Below are 19,146 nucleotides of genomic sequence, written 5' to 3'. Positions count from 1 at the left end.
CTGCGTGAAAGTCGCTGCCGCCTCACTTAAAACTTGAAACAACAACTTCAAAGAAAAACAGGACACCAACAAAAATTAGCTGTTAGTGTTAAAAACAGAACACGCAACAGCAACTAAAAATCCACACAAAACAAAGAAACACCCATCAAAAACTCAAGGAAGAGTTCATGACAACAAACAGGCAAAAGTCATTTATCGCAACACTAACACTGGATCAGCACCATCTGAACGTCCTGGGCGCGCTTTATGAAAACCCAGTCTTGCGTTATGACAATTCATTTTCCGGCGGTTTTTATACAGGCGCCCCCAAAACGATCGATGATGCCCATCTATTGGGTTGCCGCCCCCAAAGGGAAGTAAAGAATGTTCAACCCATGAACATTTATTTCCGCTGCACTGATGATTATTACCACCTTTACATACGCGACCACGCCACGCACACCGGCTATTGCTTGAGCAAGGGTCGCGCCGGGGTATTAGGGGCTTTTCTGCCGGCGGGCAGCGATACCACCTCTTTCAACTTGCTGAGCCACGATAACCGGATCATCACCTTGCAGGATATGGGCGGTGATCGTCAGCGAGTGCGGCTCAAGGCACGCAACGCTGGCCAGATAACAGCGCTGCGTCGACGAGGCGCGCCCTACACCTACCTGGCCGAGACGGATAACACAGGCCTGCCGTTCACACTGAACATCATCGAGCGCAATGCATCGTTTCTCAGTGATCCCGACGAAATCTGACATCAACGTTCAAATATTCAATATTTACGCCATTGAACAGTCCGCTGTTTATTTATCAGCACTCAAATAATCGAGAAATACCATGAGCACCAATCAGGAAAAATCCTTTATTGCAACATTGAGCACTCGCTATGGCTACCCGCACTTCCCCAAGTTGACGTATGGCAGAAAGGTCACGACTCCGCGTCCTGATTATGAAGCTTTTACGTTCTCCCACCACCTGGATGTTTCAAACTATCTCTTTCTCAAGCCGGATGTTGCACCGGACGCACTGACTCTTTACTTCCGCTGCCTTGACGACTACTACACTATCTATATCTTCACGCCAGGCGAGTACTACTACAGAACCATCAGCCGTGAAGAAAAAGATTTCTTGAACGCTTATGCAACCGAAGATGGAGACCAGACCACGTTCAACTTGCTCAATGCCAAGGGCAATATCATCACGCTGGATCAGATCGAAACGGATACGCCCACCGTCAGAATCCAGACCCGAAGCGGCGCGCTGTTGTGCGCCGGGCAAAGTCGCAACAAGCATGACCCCAGAGTCGGCACGTTCGTACGCACCAACTCGAACCGCAGCGCCGGTGTTCTCGACTTCAAGCTCAATATCCTGAAGCGCAACGTGCCTTACTGAGCAGATTGAAATCCGCCAGCGTCAGCACAAACCAGCCCGGCCGAACATCGCCGGGCTTTCTCGTTGCGAACGGGCTCCACGGCAACACCGTGCAAAGCACCACTGGTCAGACCGGTCATGCCAATTTCCGACCTCCCTCTTGTATTTCAAGAAATCCCGCGCGTAGACTGCGCCTGCACTGGACATACCGGTAAGACCACAATAATTAAGTCCTGAATCTGATGTGCTCCGCACACGGCAGCCAGGACACCGACCAGGATTCCTCCCATGCTCAGATGGTGCTCGCGTTCAATCTTCCTCCAAGTGGTTCTCGGACTGGTGCTCGGCATCATCTGCGGACTGACCCTTCCCGAATATTCCGCTCAGCTCAAACCCTTGGGCGACGGCTTCATCAAACTGATCAAGATGCTGATCGGCCTGATCGTGTTCTGCGTGGTGGTCAGTGGCATCAGCGGCGCAGGGGATCTGAAGAAGGTCGGGCGTATCGGCCTCAAATCGGTGATCTACTTTGAAGTGCTGACCACCATTGCGTTGGTGATCGGTCTGGTGTTCGCGTTCAGCACCGGGATCGGCAGCGGCGCGAATATCCATCTGGAGCAGTTGTCCGCCGCTGACATGGGCGACATCGCCGAACGCGGCCAGCACATGCACACCACCACGCAGTTCCTGATGGACCTGATCCCGACCTCGGTGCTCGGCGCCTTTGCCGACAACAACATCCTGCAGGTGCTGCTGTTTTCGGTGCTGTTCGGCAGCGCACTGAATCTGGTGGGTGAAGCGGCCTCCGGGATCTCGCGACTGATCAACGAACTGAGCCATGTGATCTTCCGGATCATGGGCATGATCGTGCGTCTGGCGCCCATCGGCGTGTTCGGCGCCATCGCCTTCACCACCAGCAAGTACGGCCTCGATTCGCTGCAGCACCTGGGCAGTCTGGTCGGCTTGTTCTACCTGACCTGCGTCGCGTTCGTCAGCGTGATCCTCGGTGTGGTGATGCGTGCCTCGGGCCTGCGCCTGTGGCCATTGCTCAAATATCTGCGTGAAGAGCTGCTGATCGTCATGGGCACCGCCTCCTCCGATGCCGTGCTGCCACAGATCATGCGCAAACTCGAACATCTGGGCATCGGCAGCTCGACGGTCGGGCTGGTGATACCCACCGGCTACTCGTTCAACCTCGACGGGTTTTCGATCTACCTGACGCTGGCCATTGTGTTCATCGCCAACGCCACCGGCACGCCATTGGCGATGACCGACCTGCTGACGATTCTCCTGGTGTCGCTGATCACCTCCAAGGGCGCCCACGGCATTCCCGGTTCGGCGCTGGTGATTCTGGCGGCGACACTGACAGCGATCCCGGCGATTCCGGTGGTCGGGCTGGTGCTGGTGCTGGCGGTGGACTGGTTCATGGGCATCGGCCGGGCGCTGACCAACCTGATCGGCAACTGTGTCGCCACCGTGGCCATCGCCCGCTGGGAAAAGGACATCGACGTACAACGCGCAAACAAAGTACTCAGCGGTCAGCAGGGCTACACCTTTCAACCGCGTAAAACCGGAACTCCGGCGCACCAGCAAGAGTTCTGATTTTCAACCCTGCAGGAGCTGCCGCAGGCTGCGATCTTTTGATCTTGTTTGCGGCATCCCCTATAGGCTTACGGAGCTAGACAAGTGATCACCACATCAACCGTCGTCAACTCAGTCGTAGAAAAACTGCGCGCCGCCCTCGCCCGTGGTCAGTGGCGCTCCGGCGACATGCTGCCGGGCCAGCGCGAACTGGCCGAACAACTGGGCATCAGCCGTCCGAGCCTGCGCGAAGCGGTGATCGTTCTGGAGACCCTGGGCCTGGTCCGCTCGATGCCGGGCAAAGGCGTGGTAGTGCTCGACGCCCAGCTCAGTGACAGCCAGAGCCACGACAGCGCGGTCGCCGGCGCCAGCCTCGAAGACGTGCTGCAACTGCGCTACACCCTTGAGCCGTTCATTGTCGGCCTGGTCGCGCAGTCGATCAGCAGCAAGGAAGTCGGCCAGTTGCGCCTGACCCTGATGGACATGCGCGAAGCCCTTGAAGCGGGCGACAGCGAAGCCGGCGTCAGCGCCTACATCGCCTTCCACGAAGAGCTGTTCACCCTGACCTCGAACCCGATTTTCCAGAGCGTGGTGCAGCAGACCAGCAATGCCCTCAAGCAAAGCGCCGAAGTGCTGCGCAATTCGCCTGAGCATCTGGCCGAGCGCCTGGAAGAAAACGAAGCGGTGGTGCGCGCGATCCGCAGCAAGAACAGCGCTCAGGCCAGCGCCGAAATGCGTCGGCACATCCTGCGCGAAGGCCAGCGGATGGGCATCGAACTGAATATCCCGGAAGACAACCTCAGCCACTGAAGAACTCACACTGGAGACCGGCCATGAACAGTCTTGCCACGTCGCCGCACACTCGTCAGATGTCGGCACCTCTGCCCTTCTCGCGCCTGCGAGCGCCGGCAGATGCTCTGTACCCGCGGCTGTTCGAGGCGATTCTGGACCGGCGAATCGACCCGGCCAGCCGCTTCACCGAAGACAGTCTCAAGCAGATGTTTGGCGTCAGCCGCGCCGATGTACGCCGGGTACTGACGCAGTTGTCCCATGAGCAGGTGATTGTGCTGCGCGCCAATCATCGGCCGCGGGTCGCCGCACCGGATGCAGAGCAGACCCGACAAACCCTGCACGCTCGGCGCCTGACCGAAGCGACGCTGGTGCGTCTGGCTTGTCAGAATGCGTCGGCGGAGGGTTTGAAACGCTTGCGCACGCTGGTCGAACGCGAACGCCTGGCCGTGGTTCAGGAACGGCGTGCGGCGGCGATTCGTTTGTCCGGCGAGTTTCATCTGCAGTTGGCGCAGATGGCGGGGAATGCACCGCTGGCGCATTTTCTTGGCAGCCTGGTGCCGTTGACGTCGCTGGCGATTGCGCGGTGTGATGGATCAACGCTCGGTTGTTGCGCGTGGCAGGAGCACCTGGCGATTATCGAGGCGGTTGAATGTGGAGATGGGGTTAAGGCCAGTCTACTGATGAATCGGCATCTGGATGATCTGGAGCAGACGCTGCTGGAGCCAACCGTCAAGCATTGCGTTGTCGGTTGAATCGCCATCGCGGGCAAGCCCGCTCCCACAGGGTTATTGTCGTTCACAGATTGTGTGTACACCTATAAACCTGTGGGAGCGGGCTTGCCCGCGATGGCGTCAGCCCTGACACCGAAGAACCATCAGGCAGTAGCCACCTTGGCAAACCCCGCCCGAATCTTCTCTTCCGGCAAATCATCGGCAATAAACACGATCACGCTTTCCCGCGCCTCACCCTCGGCCCACTCGGTGTCCCAGTCGAAACCGTAGAGTTTCAGCACGCCCTGGAACACCAGGCGCCGATCCTCGCCAGCGATGTTCAGCACTCCCTTGTAACGCAGCAATTGCTTGCCGTGCTCTTCCAGCAACTCATTCATGAATTCGCTGAGCCGATCGATATCCAGCGGCTGGTCCGTGCGCAGCACCAGGCTGGAGATGCGATCGATGGAAGGCGCCTTGCTCACCGGACGCAGGCTGACCCCGCCGCCCAGATCGGCGTTGAGGTTGAAACCCCGCACATCAAGCAGTTCCGCCAGATCGATGTTGCCGTGCTCGACCACGCGGATTGGTGCACGGCGGTTGATTCGCGTCAGGCGTTTGCTCAGTGCATTGAACGTGGCCTCATCCACCAGATCAGTCTTGCTGACCAGCAAGCGGTCGGCGAAGCCGATCTGCGCCTGGGCGATGGTCTGGGTCAAATGCAGGTCGGCGTGGGCGGCGTCGACCAATGTGATGATGCCGTCGAGCAGATAGCGCTCACGCAGTTCTTCGTCGATGAAAAAGGTTTGCGCCACAGGCGCTGGATCGGCCAGCCCGGTGCATTCGATCACCAGCCGGTCGAAGGCGATTTCACCGCTGTCCAGGCGTTCGAGCAGCAGGTACAGGGCCTTGGTCAGATCAGTGTGAATGGTGCAGCAGACGCAGCCGTTGGCCAGGGTCATGACTTGCACCGGCTGGTCGCCGAGCAACTGGGTGTCGATGCCGGCGTCGCTGAATTCGTTCTCGATCACGGCGATTTTCAGACCGTGCTCGGCTTTCAGCAGATGGCGTAGCAAAGTGGTCTTGCCGGCACCGAGAAAACCACTGAGTACCGTTACGGGTATGGGAGAAGACAAAACAGATCCCCTTCACAAAATGAATGAACAACACAAAAACAAATGTGGGAGCGAGCTTGCTCGCGAAAGCGGTGTGTCAGTCAAATCATTCATCAACTGACACTCCGCATTCGCGAGCAGGCTCGCTCCCACAAGGGGGATTGCATCAACCGCAGGCTGTCAGCTCAACAGCACTTCGGCCCACCCTTGCCACCGTAACGCGCTTCCTGACGCTCGCGAAAGAACATCTCGTAGCTCATCACCGGCTTGTCCGGGTGTTTGGTTTGCATATGCTCGACGTAGGTGTCGTAGTCGGGCATGCCGACCATCAGGCGTGCGGCCTGACCGAGGTATTTACCGAGGCGACTCAGGTCATTGAACATGGTGCAATCCTCTGGTTACGCGTCCGGCAGGGCCTGGAATGGCGATTCTTTATCCGTACGCTCTTTTTTGCCCCAGGCGGCAATGCCGACCTTGAGCGCGTAGAACAGGATGCTGAAGACCACGAACAGGAACAGCGCGGTGAGCGTTGCGTTGGTGTAGGCGTTGAAGATCACGTGCTGCATCTGCTCGATGCTCTTGGCCGGAGCAATGACTTGGCCGGCGGCCAGGGCATCGCTGTACTTCTTGGCCAGCGACAGGAAGCCGATCGCCGGGTTGGCGTCGAACAGCTTGATGAAGCCCGCAGTCGTGGTGCAGATCAGCAGCCAGGCGGCCGGCAGCAGGGTGACCCAGATGTAGCGCTGGCGCTTCATCTTGATCAGGACCACAGTGCCGAGCATCAGCGCGATACCCGCCAGCATCTGGTTGGAGATACCGAACAGCGGCCACAGGGTGTTGATGCCGCCCAGCGGATCGATCACGCCCTGATACAGCAACCAGCCCCACATCGCCACACAACCGGCGGTGGCGATCAGGTTGGCGGTCCACGATTCGGTGCGCTTGAGCGCCGGAACGAAGGAGCCGAGCAGGTCCTGCAGCATGAAGCGCCCGGCACGGGTGCCGGCGTCCACAGCAGTCAGGATGAACAGTGCTTCGAACAGGATCGCGAAGTGGTACCAGAACGCCATGGTGTTTTCACCCGGCAGGACACTGTGCAGGATCTGCGCGATACCGACCGCCAGGGTCGGCGCACCGCCGGCACGGGCGAGGATGGTGGTTTCACCGATGTCATGGGCAACCGCTTGCAGCGCCTCAGGCGTGATCGCGAAGCCCCAACTGCTGACCATCTGCGCCACCGATGCCACGTCACCACCGACCACCGCGGCCGGGCTGTTCATGGCGAAGTACACGCCCGGCTCGATCACCGAAGCGGCAACCATCGCCATGATCGCCACAAACGATTCCATCAGCATGCCGCCGTAACCGATGTAACGGGCGTTGGTTTCGTTATCCAGCAGCTTCGGCGTGGTGCCCGACGAGATCAGTGCGTGGAAACCGGATACTGCACCGCAAGCGATGGTGATGAACAGGAACGGGAACAGACCGCCCTTCCACACCGGCCCGGTGCCGTCGACGAACTGGGTCAGCGCCGGCATTTTCAGCTCGGGCATGGTCACCAGAATACCGATCGCCAGAGCGATGATGGTGCCGATCTTGAGGAACGTCGACAGGTAGTCGCGTGGCGCGAGGATCAGCCACACCGGCAACACGGCGGCGACGAAGCCATAACCGATCAGCATCCAGGTGATTTGCACACCGGTGAAGCTGAAGGCCTTGGCCCACACCGGATCAGCGGCAATTTGCCCGCCGAGCCAGATCGAACCGAGCAGCAGCAACACGCCGATGACCGAGATTTCGCCGATGCGACCCGGGCGGATGTAGCGCATGTAGATGCCCATGAACATTGCGATCGGGATGGTCGCCATCACGGTGAAGATGCCCCACGGGCTCTCGGCCAGGGCCTTGACCACGATCAGCGCCAGCACCGCAAGGATGATGATCATGATCAGGAAGCAGCCGAACAGGGCGATGGTGCCGGGGATGCGGCCCATTTCTTCACGGACCATGTCGCCCAGGGAACGGCCGTTGCGCCGGGTCGACATGAACAGCACCATGAAGTCCTGCACCGCGCCCGCCAGCACCACCCCGGCAATCAGCCACAACGTGCCGGGCAGGTAGCCCATCTGCGCCGCCAATACCGGGCCGACCAGAGGTCCTGCGCCGGCAATCGCGGCGAAGTGGTGACCGAAAAGAATGTGTTTGTTGGTCGGCACATAGTCCAGACCGTCGTTGTTGAGCACGGCGGGGGTGGCCCGACGCGGATCCAGCTGCATCACATTGTTAGCGATGAACAGGCTGTAGTAACGGTACGCAACCAGATAGATGGCCACGGCCGCGACCACGATCCACAAGGCGTTGATCGCCTCGCCTCGGCGCAATGCCACTACGCCCAGGGCGCACGCTCCTACGATTGCCAGCACTAGCCAGGGTAAGTGGCGTAGCAGGCTATTATTATTTTTCATTTTATTATTCCAGCCAGGGTGGACAAGAAAGACAGCCACCCCGAGTTTAGCGCTACTGGCGGTAAAGACCATACCCCGACATTGGTCTAGACGCCTTGTCGATTGGCAGCCACCCGCCGGTCGGGTCTATAGTCAGCGAACGCTTCCGAGGATTGCGCCATGAGCGAACAACCAGCCAATCGCCGTCGCTTCAAACGTATTGCGTTCGATGCCAGAACCGAGCTGAGTCAGGGCCAATTCATCTGGCCGGTGAAACTGATCGATCTGTCCCTCAAGGGGCTGCTGATCGAGCGGCCGGAGCCTTGGCTCGGGGATAAGGAACAGGATTTCTTCGTCGACATTCATCTGAGCGATGACGTGGATATCCAGATGGATGTGCATCTGGCCCATGAGGATCACGGCCAACTGGGGTTTGTCTGCCGGCATATCAGCCTGGAATCGATCCAGCGCTTGCGGCGGTTGATCGAACTGAATCTGGCGGATGAGGCCGAACTGGAGCGCGAACTGGGCGCTCTGATCGAAATCTAGCCCCCAAAATCAACCTGTGGGAACACTCTTGTGGTGAGGGGATTTATCCCCGATGGGGCACGGAGCGGCCCCGATAAATCCGGGTCTGCTGCGCAGCCCATCGGGGATAAATCCCCTCACCACAGGTTTTCATTCAATCAAGGGAATGGCAGCTATTCGAACAGTGCGTCGAGCGCCTGCTCCAACCGGGTCACGGCAATGATCTGCAGCCCCGCCGGCGCCTCTTTCGGCGCATTGCCTTTGGGCACAATCGCGCGTTTGAAGCCATGCTTGGCCGCTTCCTTCAAGCGCTCCTGACCGCTCGGCACCGGGCGTACCTCGCCGGACAAACCGACTTCGCCAAACACCAGCAGATCATGCGGCAGCGGCCGGTTGCGCAGGCTCGACATCACCGCCGCCATCAACGCCAGGTCGGACGCGGTTTCCAGCACCTTCACCCCGCCGACCACGTTGAGGAACACGTCCTGATCGTGGGTCGGGATGCCGCCGTGCCGATGCAATACCGCCAGCAACATCGCCAGACGATTCTGGTCCAGACCCAGGGTGACCCGGCGCGGGTTGGCCAGATGACTGTCATCGACCAGCGCCTGCACTTCCACCAGCATCGGCCGCGTGCCTTCCCACGTGGCCATGACCACACTGCCCGGGACTTCCTCTTGGGCACGGGTGAGAAAAATCGCCGACGGGTTGGAGACTTCTTTCAGGCCCTTGTCGGTCATGCCGAAGACGCCGAGTTCGTTGACCGCGCCGAAACGGTTTTTCACCGCCCGCAGCAAGCGCAAACGCCCGTCCGATTCGCCTTCGAAATACAGCACGGTATCGACCATGTGCTCCAGGACTCGCGGGCCGGCGAGCGCGCCTTCCTTGGTGACGTGACCGACGAGAAAAATCGCCGTGCCGCTCTGCTTGGCATACCGCACCAGCAACGCCGCACTCTCACGCACCTGCGAGACGCCACCCGGCGCTGATTGCAGCTGTTCGGTGAAAATGGTCTGGATCGAGTCGATCACCATCACCTTGGGTTTTTCCTGACGGGCGGTGGCGATGATGGTTTCGATGCAGGTTTCGGTCATCACCCGCAGTTGATCCTGCGGCAGTCCGAGACGGCGGGCACGCATGGCCACTTGTTGCTGCGATTCTTCGCCGGTGACGTACAGCGCCGGCATGCTCTTGGCGAGGTTGCACAGTGTCTGCAACAGGATCGTCGACTTGCCGATGCCCGGGTCACCGCCGATCAATACCACCGAGCCGTCGACCAGACCGCCACCCAGGACCCGGTCCAGCTCACCGGACGCGGTAGAGAAACGCGGAATCTCTTCGATGCTGACTTCGGCCAGGGTCTTGATCTGCGCCTGCTGCCCGGCCCAGCCGGTACGCCCGGTGGGCGCCGTGGCGCCGCCGCTCTCGATCATGGTTTCGGTCAGGGTATTCCAGGCGCCGCACTCGCCGCACTGGCCCGCCCATTTGGGAAAGGTTGCGCCGCATTCGGTGCAGCCGTACATGCGCTTGGCCTTGGCCATCTGGATCCCCCGGCAAAAACCGCGATGATAACGCAGCCACCGCTCAGCGCGGCACGGCGGTGCGGATTTCGCCGTTGGCCAGACGCGCGGCGCTATTGCCCAGCGGATCCTCGGCATTGAGGTCGGCGCCCTTGGCCTTGAGCGCGTCGAGCAGCTCGATGCGCTTGAACAACCCGGCGTACATCGCCGCAGTCTGGCCGGCGCCGTTGCGCTGATCGGGGCTGCAATCGGTGGCCATCAACCGTCGGGCAATCTGCATCTCGCCCTTGAAGATCGCGCCCATCAGCGCCGTATTGCCGCGTTGATCCTGCGCACAGGCATCAGCCCCCGCCGCCAGCAGTCGCTCAACTGCCGTCCCCTGGCCGTGATACGCTGCCAGAATCAGTGCGGTGTAGCCCTTGCTGTCGCGGGTATCGAGGGAATAACCGGACTCGATGAAGGTCTCGAGCATCGGCACATCACCACGCCGGGCCGCATCGAAATAGTAATCCTGCAACTGGGCCTTGATCGCCTCGGGGTTCTGTTCGGCCAGCGCTGTACATGACAGGCAACCGAGCAGCAATAACAGACAAAATCGCATCAGCCTTCTCCTTGAGCAGAACGGGGCCTGCATCAGGCCCCGCGTTGCATGGCGTCGAGATCAGTCGACCAGTTTCGCTGCCAGCGCCTTGACCCGGCTCAGGTCACCCTTGGCCACTTTGGTCACGCCAGTGCCGTATTCCGGATCGGCCTTATAAAGGAAGGACAGGATGATGTGCTTGCTCTCGTCATCGGTGGTGGCCAACGAGCCGCCGAAGCTGGCAATCAGGTCCTGACGTTCCTGCTGGCTGAACGAGCGGTACAGATCACCGGCCTGCTTGAAGTTCTGCTCGCGCTGAATCTTCGCCTGCTGGGTGCTGCCGGACAGCGCCAGCTGGCTGTAACGCGCGCTTTGCGGCTCTTCACGCGGTTGCAGGCGGCTTGGCTGATAGTTCACGCCAGACTGCGTGGCTGCGAAGTTCATCGCACCGTCCTGATTGCCATTATTGACGGCAACTTTGGGCGCGTTGATCGGCAACTGCAGAGCATTGGCTCCCAGACGATACATTTGCGTATCGGCATAAGAAAACACTCGGCCTTGCAACAGACGATCTTCCGAAGGTTCGATACCCGGCACAACATTGGCCGGGGCCATCGCAACTTGTTCGGTTTCCTGGAACACGTTGGCCGGATTACGGTTCAACACCATTTGTCCAACTTTTCGCTCAGGAACATTTGGCCAGATCTTGGTAGCGTCCAATGGATCGAAATCAAACTTGGACAAATCTTGCGGATTTAGCACTTGGATGTACAAGTCCCATTTCGGAAAATCGCCCTTGTTAATATGGGTGACCAGATCATTAGTCATATGACTGTAATCCTTGCCCTGAACTTTCTCGACTTGTTCAGGTGTCAGGTTTTTGATGCCCTGCAAACTTTTCCAGTGAAACTTCACATAGTGCACTTCACCTTTGGCGTTCACCAACTTGTAGGCATGCACGCCATTACCGTCCATCTCCCGATAACTGGCTGGAGTACCCGAATTGGAATACAACTCGGTCAGCGTGCGAGTGGCTTCCGGTACGTGGGAGAAGAAGTCGAAACGACGCGAGTCATCGTCCAGGTTGGTACGTGGATCGGGCTTGAAGGCGTGAACCATGTCCGGGAACTTGATCGCATCGCGGATGAAGAAGGTCGGGAAGTTGTTGCCCACCAGATCCCAGTTGCCATCGGCGGTGTAGAACTTGGTGGCAAAACCCCGTGGATCGCGCAGGGTTTCCGGGGAGTGGTTGCCGTGCACCACGGCGGAGAAACGCACGAAGACCGGTGTGACCTGGCCAGCGGCGAATACTTTGGCCTTGCTCAAATCGCTGAGGTCGTTGGTCACGGTGAAGGTCCCGTGAGCCCCGGTGCCGCGGGCATGCACCACGCGCTCGGGAATGCGCTCACGGTCAAAACGCTGAAGCTTCTGGATCAGTTGCACATCCTGCAGCAACACCGGGCCGGTGGCACCGGCGGTCTGCGAATTCTGGTTGTCGCCGACCGCGGCACCGTTATCCCGGGTCAGGGGTGCAGCGTGCACGGAGAAAGTCAGCAAGCTGGCGGCCAGCACGCCGAAAGTACGGCGATGGGGAAAAGCCCCCAGTCCAAGAGTGGAGTTCATATCAGGTTCCTCTGGTTTTTTGGGCGCATCCAGGTGCGCAAACCAGAGGCTAGAGGGCTATGGCGGTGAACATAAATAGAAAGTTCGTAACTCGACGATTGAAAAAAATGGCTTTGTGATCAGCGATTTACGGCGTAAATCGCGCGCGATTAGTGGCACTTTGCAAACTAATCGTTGATTCATGTGTCGATAAAAACGGGCATTGTAAGAAGGTGTTTCGCGCAGGACGCGTTTTGCTGATTTACACTGCGTACACCAACCTCATCTGTAACAAGGAAATAACCTATGGGCGTGCTAAGTGAGTTCAAGGCCTTCGCGGTCAAAGGCAATGTGGTCGACATGGCCGTCGGTATCATCATCGGTGCAGCCTTCGGCAAAATCGTTTCGTCGTTTGTCGGCGACGTGATCATGCCGCCAATCGGCCTGTTGATCGGTGGGGTGGACTTCAGTGATCTGGCCATCACGCTGAAAGCCGCCGAGGGCAACGCCCCAGCCGTGGTACTGGCTTACGGTAAATTCATTCAGAGCATTCTGGACTTCGTGATCGTCGCCTTTGCGATCTTCATGGGTGTGAAAGCCATCAACCGCCTGAAACGCGAAGAAGCCGTGGCCCCTTCCCTGCCGCCGGTTCCAACCAAAGAAGAAGAGTTGCTCGGCGAGATCCGCGATCTGCTCAAGGCGCAGAACAATCGGCCTTGACGGCTTCATGAATGAAAACGGCGCCTGATGGCGCCGTTTTTTTACCAGTAATTTTCCACCGCCACCTGACCGGGCCGCCGCGCCAGGCTCAGGCTCATGTGGCGTTTCTTCAACAACGCGCGGGTGTCATCGATCATCTGCGGATTGCCGCACAGCATGACGCGCGAGTGCTCGGGGGTCAGTTCCACGCCGGCCTCACGTTCCAGTTCGCCGCTTTCGATCAACGTGGTGATGCGACCGTGCAAGGCGCCAGGCCAGCGCTCGCGGGTAACCGTGGGGATGAACCGTAATTTATGGGCATGCTCTGCCAGGTAATCACGTGTGGAAAGCTCAGCGATCAATGATTGATAGGCCAGCTCCCTTGCCTCGCGCACGCTGTACACCAGAATAATTCGCTCGAAACGCTCCCACACTTCGAAGTCCTGCAAGATCGACAGAAACGGCGCCACGCCGGTCCCTGTGGATAACAACCACAGATCCCGGCCGTCGACAAAACGATCCAGCGTCAGGTATCCAAAGGCCTGGCGCTCCACCAGCACGGTATCGCCGACCTGCAACCGGCTCAGTTCACTGGTGAATTCGCCACCCGGCACCACAATAGAGAAGAACTCGAGAAACTCGTCGAAGGGTGAAGAAACCATCGAGTAGGCACGCCACACCGTGCTGCCATCCGCCTTGGTCACGCCCAGGCGGGCGAATTGTCCTGCGCGGAACCTGAAACCCGTATCGCGCGTGGTGCGCAAAGTGAACAGGCTGGGGGTCAAGGGCTGCACGTCGAGCAAGGTCTGGGCAGTAAACTTTTCTGCACTGACAGTCATGGGCCACTCCACTGTAAAGAACCCAGACAGTTTCGCGCAAACTGACACTGTAAACACCACTGTTTTTGTAATGTCTTTTCATTTAGCGAAGCCAATGAGAAACAAACTCAGATACAACCAATGGAGAAACTTTCATATCTCAATCTGAAATTGAATGACACCTTGAATACAACGCTCTACTCCGGACTAATAACATTCTTGCAATCAAACTTCTCTGCAAAGAGCAAAAAAGTTCAACGCCAACTGTAGGACATGTCCTACACTCGATTGCGTGATGGATTCATTGGATCCAAACAGCCCAGCGCGTAAAACGACTCACGGAGAGTTTGTGATGGAAATGTGGAAGGAGTCGCAATTAAAGCAACTGACTTTCGCGAGAGAAATAGAGACCGCTTATCCGATCCTGCTGAGATTCGCTCAAAACATAGGCTTCAACTTTTGTGCTATCTCTTTGACATCAAACAATCGGACCGCTGACTTTAAAGCCTTGCAAATCAATAACTATCCCAAAGAATGGAATAATCTCTATGAACAGAAAAGCTACAGCAAAGTTGACCCGGTAGTCATACACTGCAACCAGTCAATGCTGCCGATTGTCTGGACCGAAAAGTTGTTTGCGCCGACTCCACAGTTGTGGGACGCGCAACAGGAGCATGGATTGCGCCACGGTTGGTCCCAGTCGTTTCACCATGAAGCCAGCGGGCTGTGCAGCACACTCAGCCTTGTCAGGAAAAATGGTCCTCTGAGCCCGCTCGAGTTGTACGAGCATTTTGGCTACATGTTTTACGCGACCAGTCATCTGAGTGATCTGTTTGCCAGAACCCTGCCCACAGCCCCGAAAAAACCCCAACAACCGCACCTTTCACCGCGGGAACTGGAAGTGCTGAAGCTCTCGGCGCTCGGCAAAACAGCCTATGAAATCGCCAGGATCCTCTGCCTGAGCGAACGAACCGTGAATTACCACGTGCAAAACGTGATTATCAAACTGAACGTCTGCAACAAAATCTCCGCCGTCATCGCCGCCAGCCGCTGCGGCCTTCTCGACGCCCCCTCCGCCTAAAAGCCACGGGTATTTCAACAGAAAAAAACGTACCATTTGAGGCCTTCCCGAGTGATGACGTGAGCAGTGACGTCGTATTGCACTCGGACGGTTCCGCCGCACATTCCCTTGGCCGCGGGCCACCCGTTGATTATCCAGAGTCCCCGCCCCATGCCTTTGCTCGACACGCCCTTTGCCCAACTCGACCTGATCCGCCAGCCCGAGCAGCAGAATGAACCTCTGCAAGCCTTCGACGCGGCTGACGAGTACCTGCTCAATCATCTGGCCGCGCAACAACCGGCCGCAGACACTCGGGTATTGGTACTCAATGACAGCTTCGGGGCCTTGGCAGCGAGCCTGGCGGGCAAGGTTCAGGTCAGCAGCAGCGGCGATTCGTTTCTCGCGTTCCAGGGACTGGAAAAGAACCTGGTACGCAACGGCTTGGCATTTGATGCCGTGCGTGGGATTGCGGCGAGTGAGCCGTTAGTCGGGCCGTTCGACAAGGTGTTGATCCGCGTACCCAAGACGCTCGCACTGCTGGAAGAGCAACTGATCCGTCTGCAAGGGCAACTGGCCCCCGGCGCCGAAGTGGTGGCAGCGGCCATGGTCAAACACTTGCCGCGCGCCGCCGGTGATCTGCTGGAGCGTTACATTGGCCCGGTACACGCTTCACTGGCGGTAAAAAAGGCTCGCCTGCTGATCGCGGCACCCGAGGCCAAAGCCCCGGCGACCTCGCCCTACCCGTCGCGCTACCAGCTCGACGAGCCGGCCATCGAGTTGCTCAACCACGCCAACGTGTTCTGCCGTGAAGGTCTGGATATCGGCACCCGGGCCTTTCTCCCGCACCTGCCCAAAAACCTCGGCAGCGCCCGGGTCGCCGACCTTGGCTGCGGTAACGGCGTACTGGCCATCGCCAGTGCTCTGCACAACCCTGACGCACACTACACGCTGGTCGACGAATCGTTCATGGCCGTGCAATCGGCAGCGGAAAACTGGCGCGCCGCGCTCGGCGAACGCGAAGTGATCGTGCGCGCTGGCGATGGTCTGGCCGGGCAGGAGCCGCAATCGCTGGACGTGGTGTTGTGCAATCCGCCGTTCCATCAGCAGCAAGTGGTCGGCGATTTCCTCGCCTGGCGCATGTTCCAGCAGGCCCGCGAGGCGCTGGTGGTGGGCGGTGCGCTGTACATCGTCGGCAACCGGCACCTGGGTTATCACAGCAAGCTGGCGCGACTGTTCCGTGGCGTTGAGCAAGTGGCGGCCACGCCGAAATTCGTGATTCTCAAAGCCCGCAAGTAAAGCATCAGGCAAAAAAAACCCTCCGCGGTACAGAGGGTCATAAAACCGTGCCCAAGGGCAACGGGACGGGATGTCTCAGTGTGTGGTCAGGCCGGCCGCGCTCATGAACAGGCGCATCAGACTGGCGGCAATGAACAGCGCGCCGACGCTACCGATCCAGATCAGGGCCAACCAGCCGAGCCGCTGCCACAGCGGCTTTTTTTCGGCTTCTTCAATCTCGTGCAGGGAATGTTTGCCGTTCATTGCATCGTTCCTCCATCAGGCGATGGCGTCGCCAGGGACGCCATCGCGAACAGGTTCGCTCCCACAGGTGTGCGGGGCGGCAGTCTAGTGGTAACCGTCTTCATGGGTGACCTTGCCGCGGAACACGTAGTAGCTCCAGAAGGTGTAACCCAGGATGAACGGGATGATGAACAGCGTACCGACCAGCATGAAGCCCTGGCTTTGCGGCGGTGCGGCGGCGTCCCAGATCGAGATCGACGGCGGCACGATGTTCGGCCACAAACTGATGCCCAGACCGCTGTAGCCGAGGAAAATCAGCACCAGGGTCAGCAGGAACGGCATGTAGTTGGCGTTGCGCGCCACCGCGCGGATCAGCCCGTACAAGGTGACCAGCACCAGAATCGGCACCGGCATGAACCAGAACAGGTTCGGCATGCTGAACCAGCGAGTGGCGATTTCCGGGTGGGCCAGCGGCGTCCACAGGCTGACGATACCGATTACGGCCAGCAGCACGAACGCCAGCGGCCGCGCCAGGTTGTGCATCTGCTCCTGCAACTTGCCTTCGGTCTTCATGATCAACCAGGTACAACCGAGCAAGGCATAGGCCACCACCAGCGCGGCGCCGCAGAACAGGGTGAACGGTGTCAGCCAGTCCAGTGAGCCGCCGGCGTATTGCCGATTGACCACCGGCAAGCCGTCGATGAATGCCCCGAGTGCCACGCCCTGGAAGAACGTCGCCGCCACCGAGCCGCCGATGAACGCTTTGTCCCACAGGTGACGTTTGTCGTCCTTGGCCTTGAAGCGGAACTCGAATGCCACGCCGCGGAAAATCAGCCCGATCAGCATGAAGATCAGCGGCAGGTACAGCGCCGACAGCACCACCGAATAGGCCAGCGGGAACGCGCCAAACAACGCCGCGCCGCCCAATACCAGCCAGGTTTCATTGCCGTCCCACACCGGGGCGACAGTGTTCATCATCACGTCACGGTCGGTCTTGCCCGGGATGAACGGGAAGAGAATCCCGATCCCCAGGTCGAAACCGTCCATGACCACGTACATCATGATGCCGAAGATGATGATCACGGCCCAGATCAGCGGAAGATCAATACCCATGAGTCAAATCTCCTTTTCCAGGCTGCGCGGCGAGTCAGCGTCGGCGCCTTCGTCATCGGCGGCGGACAACGGACGCGCCGGGGTGCGTTTCTGGCCGGGACCACCTTCGTTGGTCTCCTTGCCTTCGTCGGTTTTCGGCCCTTTGCGCACCAGGCGCATCATGTAACCGAGCCCTGCACCGAACAGCGCGAAATACACCACAACGAACATGATCAGGGTGATGCTCATCTGCATGAAGCTGTGATTGGAGGACGCATCCGCCGTGCGCATCAGCCCGTAGACCACCCACGGTTGACGACCGATTTCGGTGGTGAACCAGCCGGCGAGGATCGCGATCAGGCCGGACGGCCCCATCCACAACGCCAGATACAGGAACGGGCGTGAGGTATAGAGCGTGTCGCGCTTGCGCAGCCACAGGCTCCACAGACCGGTAAAGATCATCAGGAAACCGAGGCCGACCATGACCCGGAACGACCAGAACACGATGGTCGAGTTCGGCCGGTCTTCTGGCGGGAACTCCTTGAGCGCCGGCACCTGCTTGTCCAGCGAGTGGGTCAGGATCAGGCTGCCGAGGTACGGGATCTCCACGGCGAATTTGGTTTTCTCTTCTTTCATGTCCGGCCAGCCGAACAGGATCAACGGCGTCGCTTCGTTGCCTTTGTTTTCCCAATGGCCTTCGATCGCGGCGATTTTCGCCGGCTGGTGCTCAAGGGTGTTGAGGCCGTGGAAGTCGCCGATCACGGCCTGGATCGGCGCGACGATCAGTGCCATCCACATCGCCATCGACAGCATGGTGCGGATCGCCGGGTTGTCCCTGCCGCGCAGCAAGTGCCAGGCCGCTGACGAGCCGACGAAGAACGCCGTGGCGACGAACGCCGCCGTCGCCATGTGCATCAGGCGATACGGGAACGACGGGTTGAACACGATGGCCAGCCAGTCGGTCGGGATCACTTGACCGTTGACGATCTCGAAGCCTTGCGGCGTCTGCATCCAGCTGTTGGACGCGAGAATCCAGAACGTCGAGATCAGCGTGCCGATCGCCACCATCACCGTGGAGAAAAAGTGCAGTTTTCGTCCGACCTTGTTCCAGCCGAACAGCATCACCCCGAGGAAACCGGCCTCGAGGAAGAACGCCGTGAGCACCTCGTAGGTCAGCAACGGTCCGGTGACGGAACCGGCGAAGTCCGAGAAACGGCTCCAGTTGGTACCAAACTGGTAGGCCATGACCAGACCAGAGACCACCCCCATGCCGAAGTTGACGGCAAAGATCTTCGACCAGAAATGGTACAGGTCTCGGTAGGTGTCGTTATGGGTTTTCAACCACAGCCCTTCGAGCACCGCCAGGTAGCTCGCCAGACCAATGGTGATGGCCGGGAACAGGATGTGGAACGAGATGGTGAATGCGAACTGAATTCGGGCGAGATCGAGCGCCTCTAAACCGAACATAAGTCTTCCTCTGTCAGGTAATACCGGCGATGGGGCTTGTGGCCCCTGCACCTACTGCCCCCACGGATATCGAGTGCGGCGAATTCTGATTCGTTCTTTTTTAATAACCATCGCAACGCAGGGAGTCTGGCCGTCGGGCCACCAGACCATGGCCCGGGAGGGTCTTGATCTGGATCAAGCAACGTTAAAAGAGTAGTCCCATTTCCGACGAAGAACGGCGTGGTCGTTTGCCGCGTGACAAGTTGCCTCAGCGCCTGAGTAACG

At 58.9% G+C, this 19,146-nt stretch carries 19 protein-coding genes; 9 read left to right on the top strand and 10 right to left on the bottom strand.

The features are described from left to right. Positions 1–167 precede the first annotated feature (167 nt). The 5 genes from KVQ82_RS05175 (at position 168) to KVQ82_RS05155 (ending at position 4,481) form a co-directional block, all read left to right on the top strand. Complete coding sequence (locus KVQ82_RS05175; RefSeq protein WP_041065239.1) at positions 168–740, top strand: hypothetical protein; 573 nt, start codon at positions 168–170, stop codon at positions 738–740. A gap of 82 nt (positions 741–822) precedes the next feature. Further along, positions 823–1,377, top strand: coding sequence for a hypothetical protein (locus tag KVQ82_RS05170; protein ID WP_108183857.1), 555 nt, complete (start codon positions 823–825; stop codon positions 1,375–1,377). A 267-nt stretch (positions 1,378–1,644) separates the two neighbouring features. Beyond that, on the top strand, positions 1,645–2,958 hold the full coding sequence (locus KVQ82_RS05165) for a C4-dicarboxylate transporter DctA (RefSeq protein WP_095668274.1): 1,314 nt from the start codon (positions 1,645–1,647) through the stop codon (positions 2,956–2,958). An 84-nt stretch (positions 2,959–3,042) separates the two neighbouring features. Next, complete coding sequence (locus KVQ82_RS05160; protein WP_025108765.1) at positions 3,043–3,747, top strand: FadR/GntR family transcriptional regulator; 705 nt, start codon at positions 3,043–3,045, stop codon at positions 3,745–3,747. A 23-nt stretch (positions 3,748–3,770) separates the two neighbouring features. Further along, on the top strand, positions 3,771–4,481 hold the full coding sequence (locus KVQ82_RS05155; RefSeq protein ID WP_222018284.1) for a GntR family transcriptional regulator: 711 nt from the start codon (positions 3,771–3,773) through the stop codon (positions 4,479–4,481). 122 nt (positions 4,482–4,603) lie between these two features. Here KVQ82_RS05155 and yjiA read toward each other — a convergent pair whose 3' ends face one another. The 3 genes from yjiA to KVQ82_RS05140 form a co-directional block, all read right to left on the bottom strand. Then, positions 4,604–5,575, bottom strand: a complete 972-nt coding sequence (gene yjiA, locus KVQ82_RS05150) for a GTPase (RefSeq protein ID WP_222018282.1) — start codon at positions 5,573–5,575, stop codon at positions 4,604–4,606. Positions 5,576–5,739: 164 nt separating this feature from the next. Next, the gene (locus KVQ82_RS05145) at positions 5,740–5,937 is read right to left on the bottom strand and encodes a YbdD/YjiX family protein (RefSeq protein WP_003228401.1); all 198 of its coding nucleotides are present in this window, start codon (positions 5,935–5,937) and stop codon (positions 5,740–5,742) included. A gap of 15 nt (positions 5,938–5,952) precedes the next feature. Then, entirely contained in the window at positions 5,953–8,019 is a 2,067-nt protein-coding gene (locus tag KVQ82_RS05140; RefSeq protein ID WP_007963766.1) for a carbon starvation CstA family protein, read from the bottom strand. A 159-nt stretch (positions 8,020–8,178) separates the two neighbouring features. Between KVQ82_RS05140 and KVQ82_RS05135 the strand changes: the two genes are divergently transcribed. Then, a complete protein-coding gene (locus KVQ82_RS05135) occupies positions 8,179–8,547 on the top strand; it encodes a PilZ domain-containing protein (protein WP_041065221.1) in 369 nt (122 codons plus the stop codon). Positions 8,548–8,699: 152 nt separating this feature from the next. Here the strand turns inward: KVQ82_RS05135 and radA are convergent, their stop codons facing one another. Genes radA through katB form a run of 3 tightly spaced genes read right to left on the bottom strand, consistent with a single transcriptional unit; the run spans position 8,700 to position 12,249 of the window. Continuing rightward, positions 8,700–10,067: a DNA repair protein RadA gene (gene radA, locus KVQ82_RS05130; RefSeq protein ID WP_003228407.1), complete on the bottom strand. Its 1,368-nt coding sequence runs from the start codon at positions 10,065–10,067 to the stop codon at positions 8,700–8,702. Positions 10,068–10,110: 43 nt separating this feature from the next. Next, entirely contained in the window at positions 10,111–10,647 is a 537-nt protein-coding gene (locus KVQ82_RS05125; protein WP_108183861.1) for an ankyrin repeat domain-containing protein, read from the bottom strand. Between the two features lie 60 nt (positions 10,648–10,707). Beyond that, positions 10,708–12,249, bottom strand: a complete 1,542-nt coding sequence (gene katB / locus KVQ82_RS05120; RefSeq protein ID WP_222018280.1) for a catalase KatB — start codon at positions 12,247–12,249, stop codon at positions 10,708–10,710. Positions 12,250–12,534: 285 nt separating this feature from the next. Here katB and mscL point away from each other — a divergent pair, with 285 nt between their 5' ends. Beyond that, the gene (gene mscL, locus KVQ82_RS05115; protein ID WP_007963760.1) at positions 12,535–12,948 is read left to right on the top strand and encodes a large-conductance mechanosensitive channel protein MscL; all 414 of its coding nucleotides are present in this window, start codon (positions 12,535–12,537) and stop codon (positions 12,946–12,948) included. A 41-nt stretch (positions 12,949–12,989) separates the two neighbouring features. Here mscL and KVQ82_RS05110 read toward each other — a convergent pair whose 3' ends face one another. Beyond that, positions 12,990–13,766 carry a ferredoxin--NADP reductase gene (locus tag KVQ82_RS05110; RefSeq protein WP_041065214.1) on the bottom strand — a complete coding sequence of 259 codons (777 nt, stop codon included), beginning with the start codon at positions 13,764–13,766 and terminating at the stop codon, positions 12,990–12,992. A 331-nt stretch (positions 13,767–14,097) separates the two neighbouring features. Here KVQ82_RS05110 and KVQ82_RS05105 point away from each other — a divergent pair, with 331 nt between their 5' ends. Next, positions 14,098–14,826, top strand: coding sequence for an autoinducer binding domain-containing protein (locus KVQ82_RS05105; RefSeq protein WP_108183863.1), 729 nt, complete (start codon positions 14,098–14,100; stop codon positions 14,824–14,826). A gap of 150 nt (positions 14,827–14,976) precedes the next feature. Further along, positions 14,977–16,101 carry a class I SAM-dependent methyltransferase gene (locus KVQ82_RS05100; RefSeq protein WP_222018279.1) on the top strand — a complete coding sequence of 375 codons (1,125 nt, stop codon included), beginning with the start codon at positions 14,977–14,979 and terminating at the stop codon, positions 16,099–16,101. A 75-nt stretch (positions 16,102–16,176) separates the two neighbouring features. Here the strand turns inward: KVQ82_RS05100 and KVQ82_RS05095 are convergent, their stop codons facing one another. The 3 genes from KVQ82_RS05095 to KVQ82_RS05085 all read right to left on the bottom strand — a co-directional run bounded on the left by KVQ82_RS05095 (position 16,177) and on the right by KVQ82_RS05085 (position 18,882). Further along, complete coding sequence (locus KVQ82_RS05095; RefSeq protein ID WP_080963309.1) at positions 16,177–16,344, bottom strand: DUF2474 domain-containing protein; 168 nt, start codon at positions 16,342–16,344, stop codon at positions 16,177–16,179. A gap of 84 nt (positions 16,345–16,428) precedes the next feature. Further along, on the bottom strand, positions 16,429–17,436 hold the full coding sequence (gene cydB, locus KVQ82_RS05090; RefSeq protein ID WP_007963753.1) for a cytochrome d ubiquinol oxidase subunit II: 1,008 nt from the start codon (positions 17,434–17,436) through the stop codon (positions 16,429–16,431). A gap of 3 nt (positions 17,437–17,439) precedes the next feature. Next, positions 17,440–18,882, bottom strand: coding sequence for a cytochrome ubiquinol oxidase subunit I (locus KVQ82_RS05085; protein WP_041065206.1), 1,443 nt, complete (start codon positions 18,880–18,882; stop codon positions 17,440–17,442). Positions 18,883–19,146: the final 264 nt, after the last annotated feature.

The organism is Pseudomonas sp. AO-1 (assembly GCF_019775695.1).
GTDB classification, from domain to species: Bacteria; Pseudomonadota; Gammaproteobacteria; order Pseudomonadales; family Pseudomonadaceae; genus Aquipseudomonas; species Aquipseudomonas parakoreensis.
This window is presented reverse-complemented; position numbering and strand designations above follow the sequence as displayed.

Coding starts and splice junctions, on each gene's coding strand:
- KVQ82_RS05140 (WP_007963766.1), bottom strand. CDS start 8,019: ATGAAAAATAATAATAGCCTGCTACGCCACTTACCCTGGCTAGTGCTG.
- KVQ82_RS05085 (WP_041065206.1), bottom strand. CDS start 18,882: ATGTTCGGTTTAGAGGCGCTCGATCTCGCCCGAATTCAGTTCGCATTC.
- KVQ82_RS05110 (WP_041065214.1), bottom strand. CDS start 13,766: ATGACTGTCAGTGCAGAAAAGTTTACTGCCCAGACCTTGCTCGACGTG.
- KVQ82_RS05145 (WP_003228401.1), bottom strand. CDS start 5,937: ATGTTCAATGACCTGAGTCGCCTCGGTAAATACCTCGGTCAGGCCGCA.
- KVQ82_RS05135 (WP_041065221.1), top strand. CDS start 8,179: ATGAGCGAACAACCAGCCAATCGCCGTCGCTTCAAACGTATTGCGTTC.
- KVQ82_RS05105 (WP_108183863.1), top strand. CDS start 14,098: ATGGAAATGTGGAAGGAGTCGCAATTAAAGCAACTGACTTTCGCGAGA.
- katB (WP_222018280.1), bottom strand. CDS start 12,249: ATGAACTCCACTCTTGGACTGGGGGCTTTTCCCCATCGCCGTACTTTC.
- KVQ82_RS05165 (WP_095668274.1), top strand. CDS start 1,645: ATGCTCAGATGGTGCTCGCGTTCAATCTTCCTCCAAGTGGTTCTCGGA.
- KVQ82_RS05170 (WP_108183857.1), top strand. CDS start 823: ATGAGCACCAATCAGGAAAAATCCTTTATTGCAACATTGAGCACTCGC.
- mscL (WP_007963760.1), top strand. CDS start 12,535: ATGGGCGTGCTAAGTGAGTTCAAGGCCTTCGCGGTCAAAGGCAATGTG.
- KVQ82_RS05125 (WP_108183861.1), bottom strand. CDS start 10,647: ATGCGATTTTGTCTGTTATTGCTGCTCGGTTGCCTGTCATGTACAGCG.
- KVQ82_RS05095 (WP_080963309.1), bottom strand. CDS start 16,344: ATGAACGGCAAACATTCCCTGCACGAGATTGAAGAAGCCGAAAAAAAG.
- radA (WP_003228407.1), bottom strand. CDS start 10,067: ATGGCCAAGGCCAAGCGCATGTACGGCTGCACCGAATGCGGCGCAACC.
- KVQ82_RS05100 (WP_222018279.1), top strand. CDS start 14,977: ATGCCTTTGCTCGACACGCCCTTTGCCCAACTCGACCTGATCCGCCAG.
- cydB (WP_007963753.1), bottom strand. CDS start 17,436: ATGGGTATTGATCTTCCGCTGATCTGGGCCGTGATCATCATCTTCGGC.
- KVQ82_RS05155 (WP_222018284.1), top strand. CDS start 3,771: ATGAACAGTCTTGCCACGTCGCCGCACACTCGTCAGATGTCGGCACCT.
- KVQ82_RS05175 (WP_041065239.1), top strand. CDS start 168: ATGACAACAAACAGGCAAAAGTCATTTATCGCAACACTAACACTGGAT.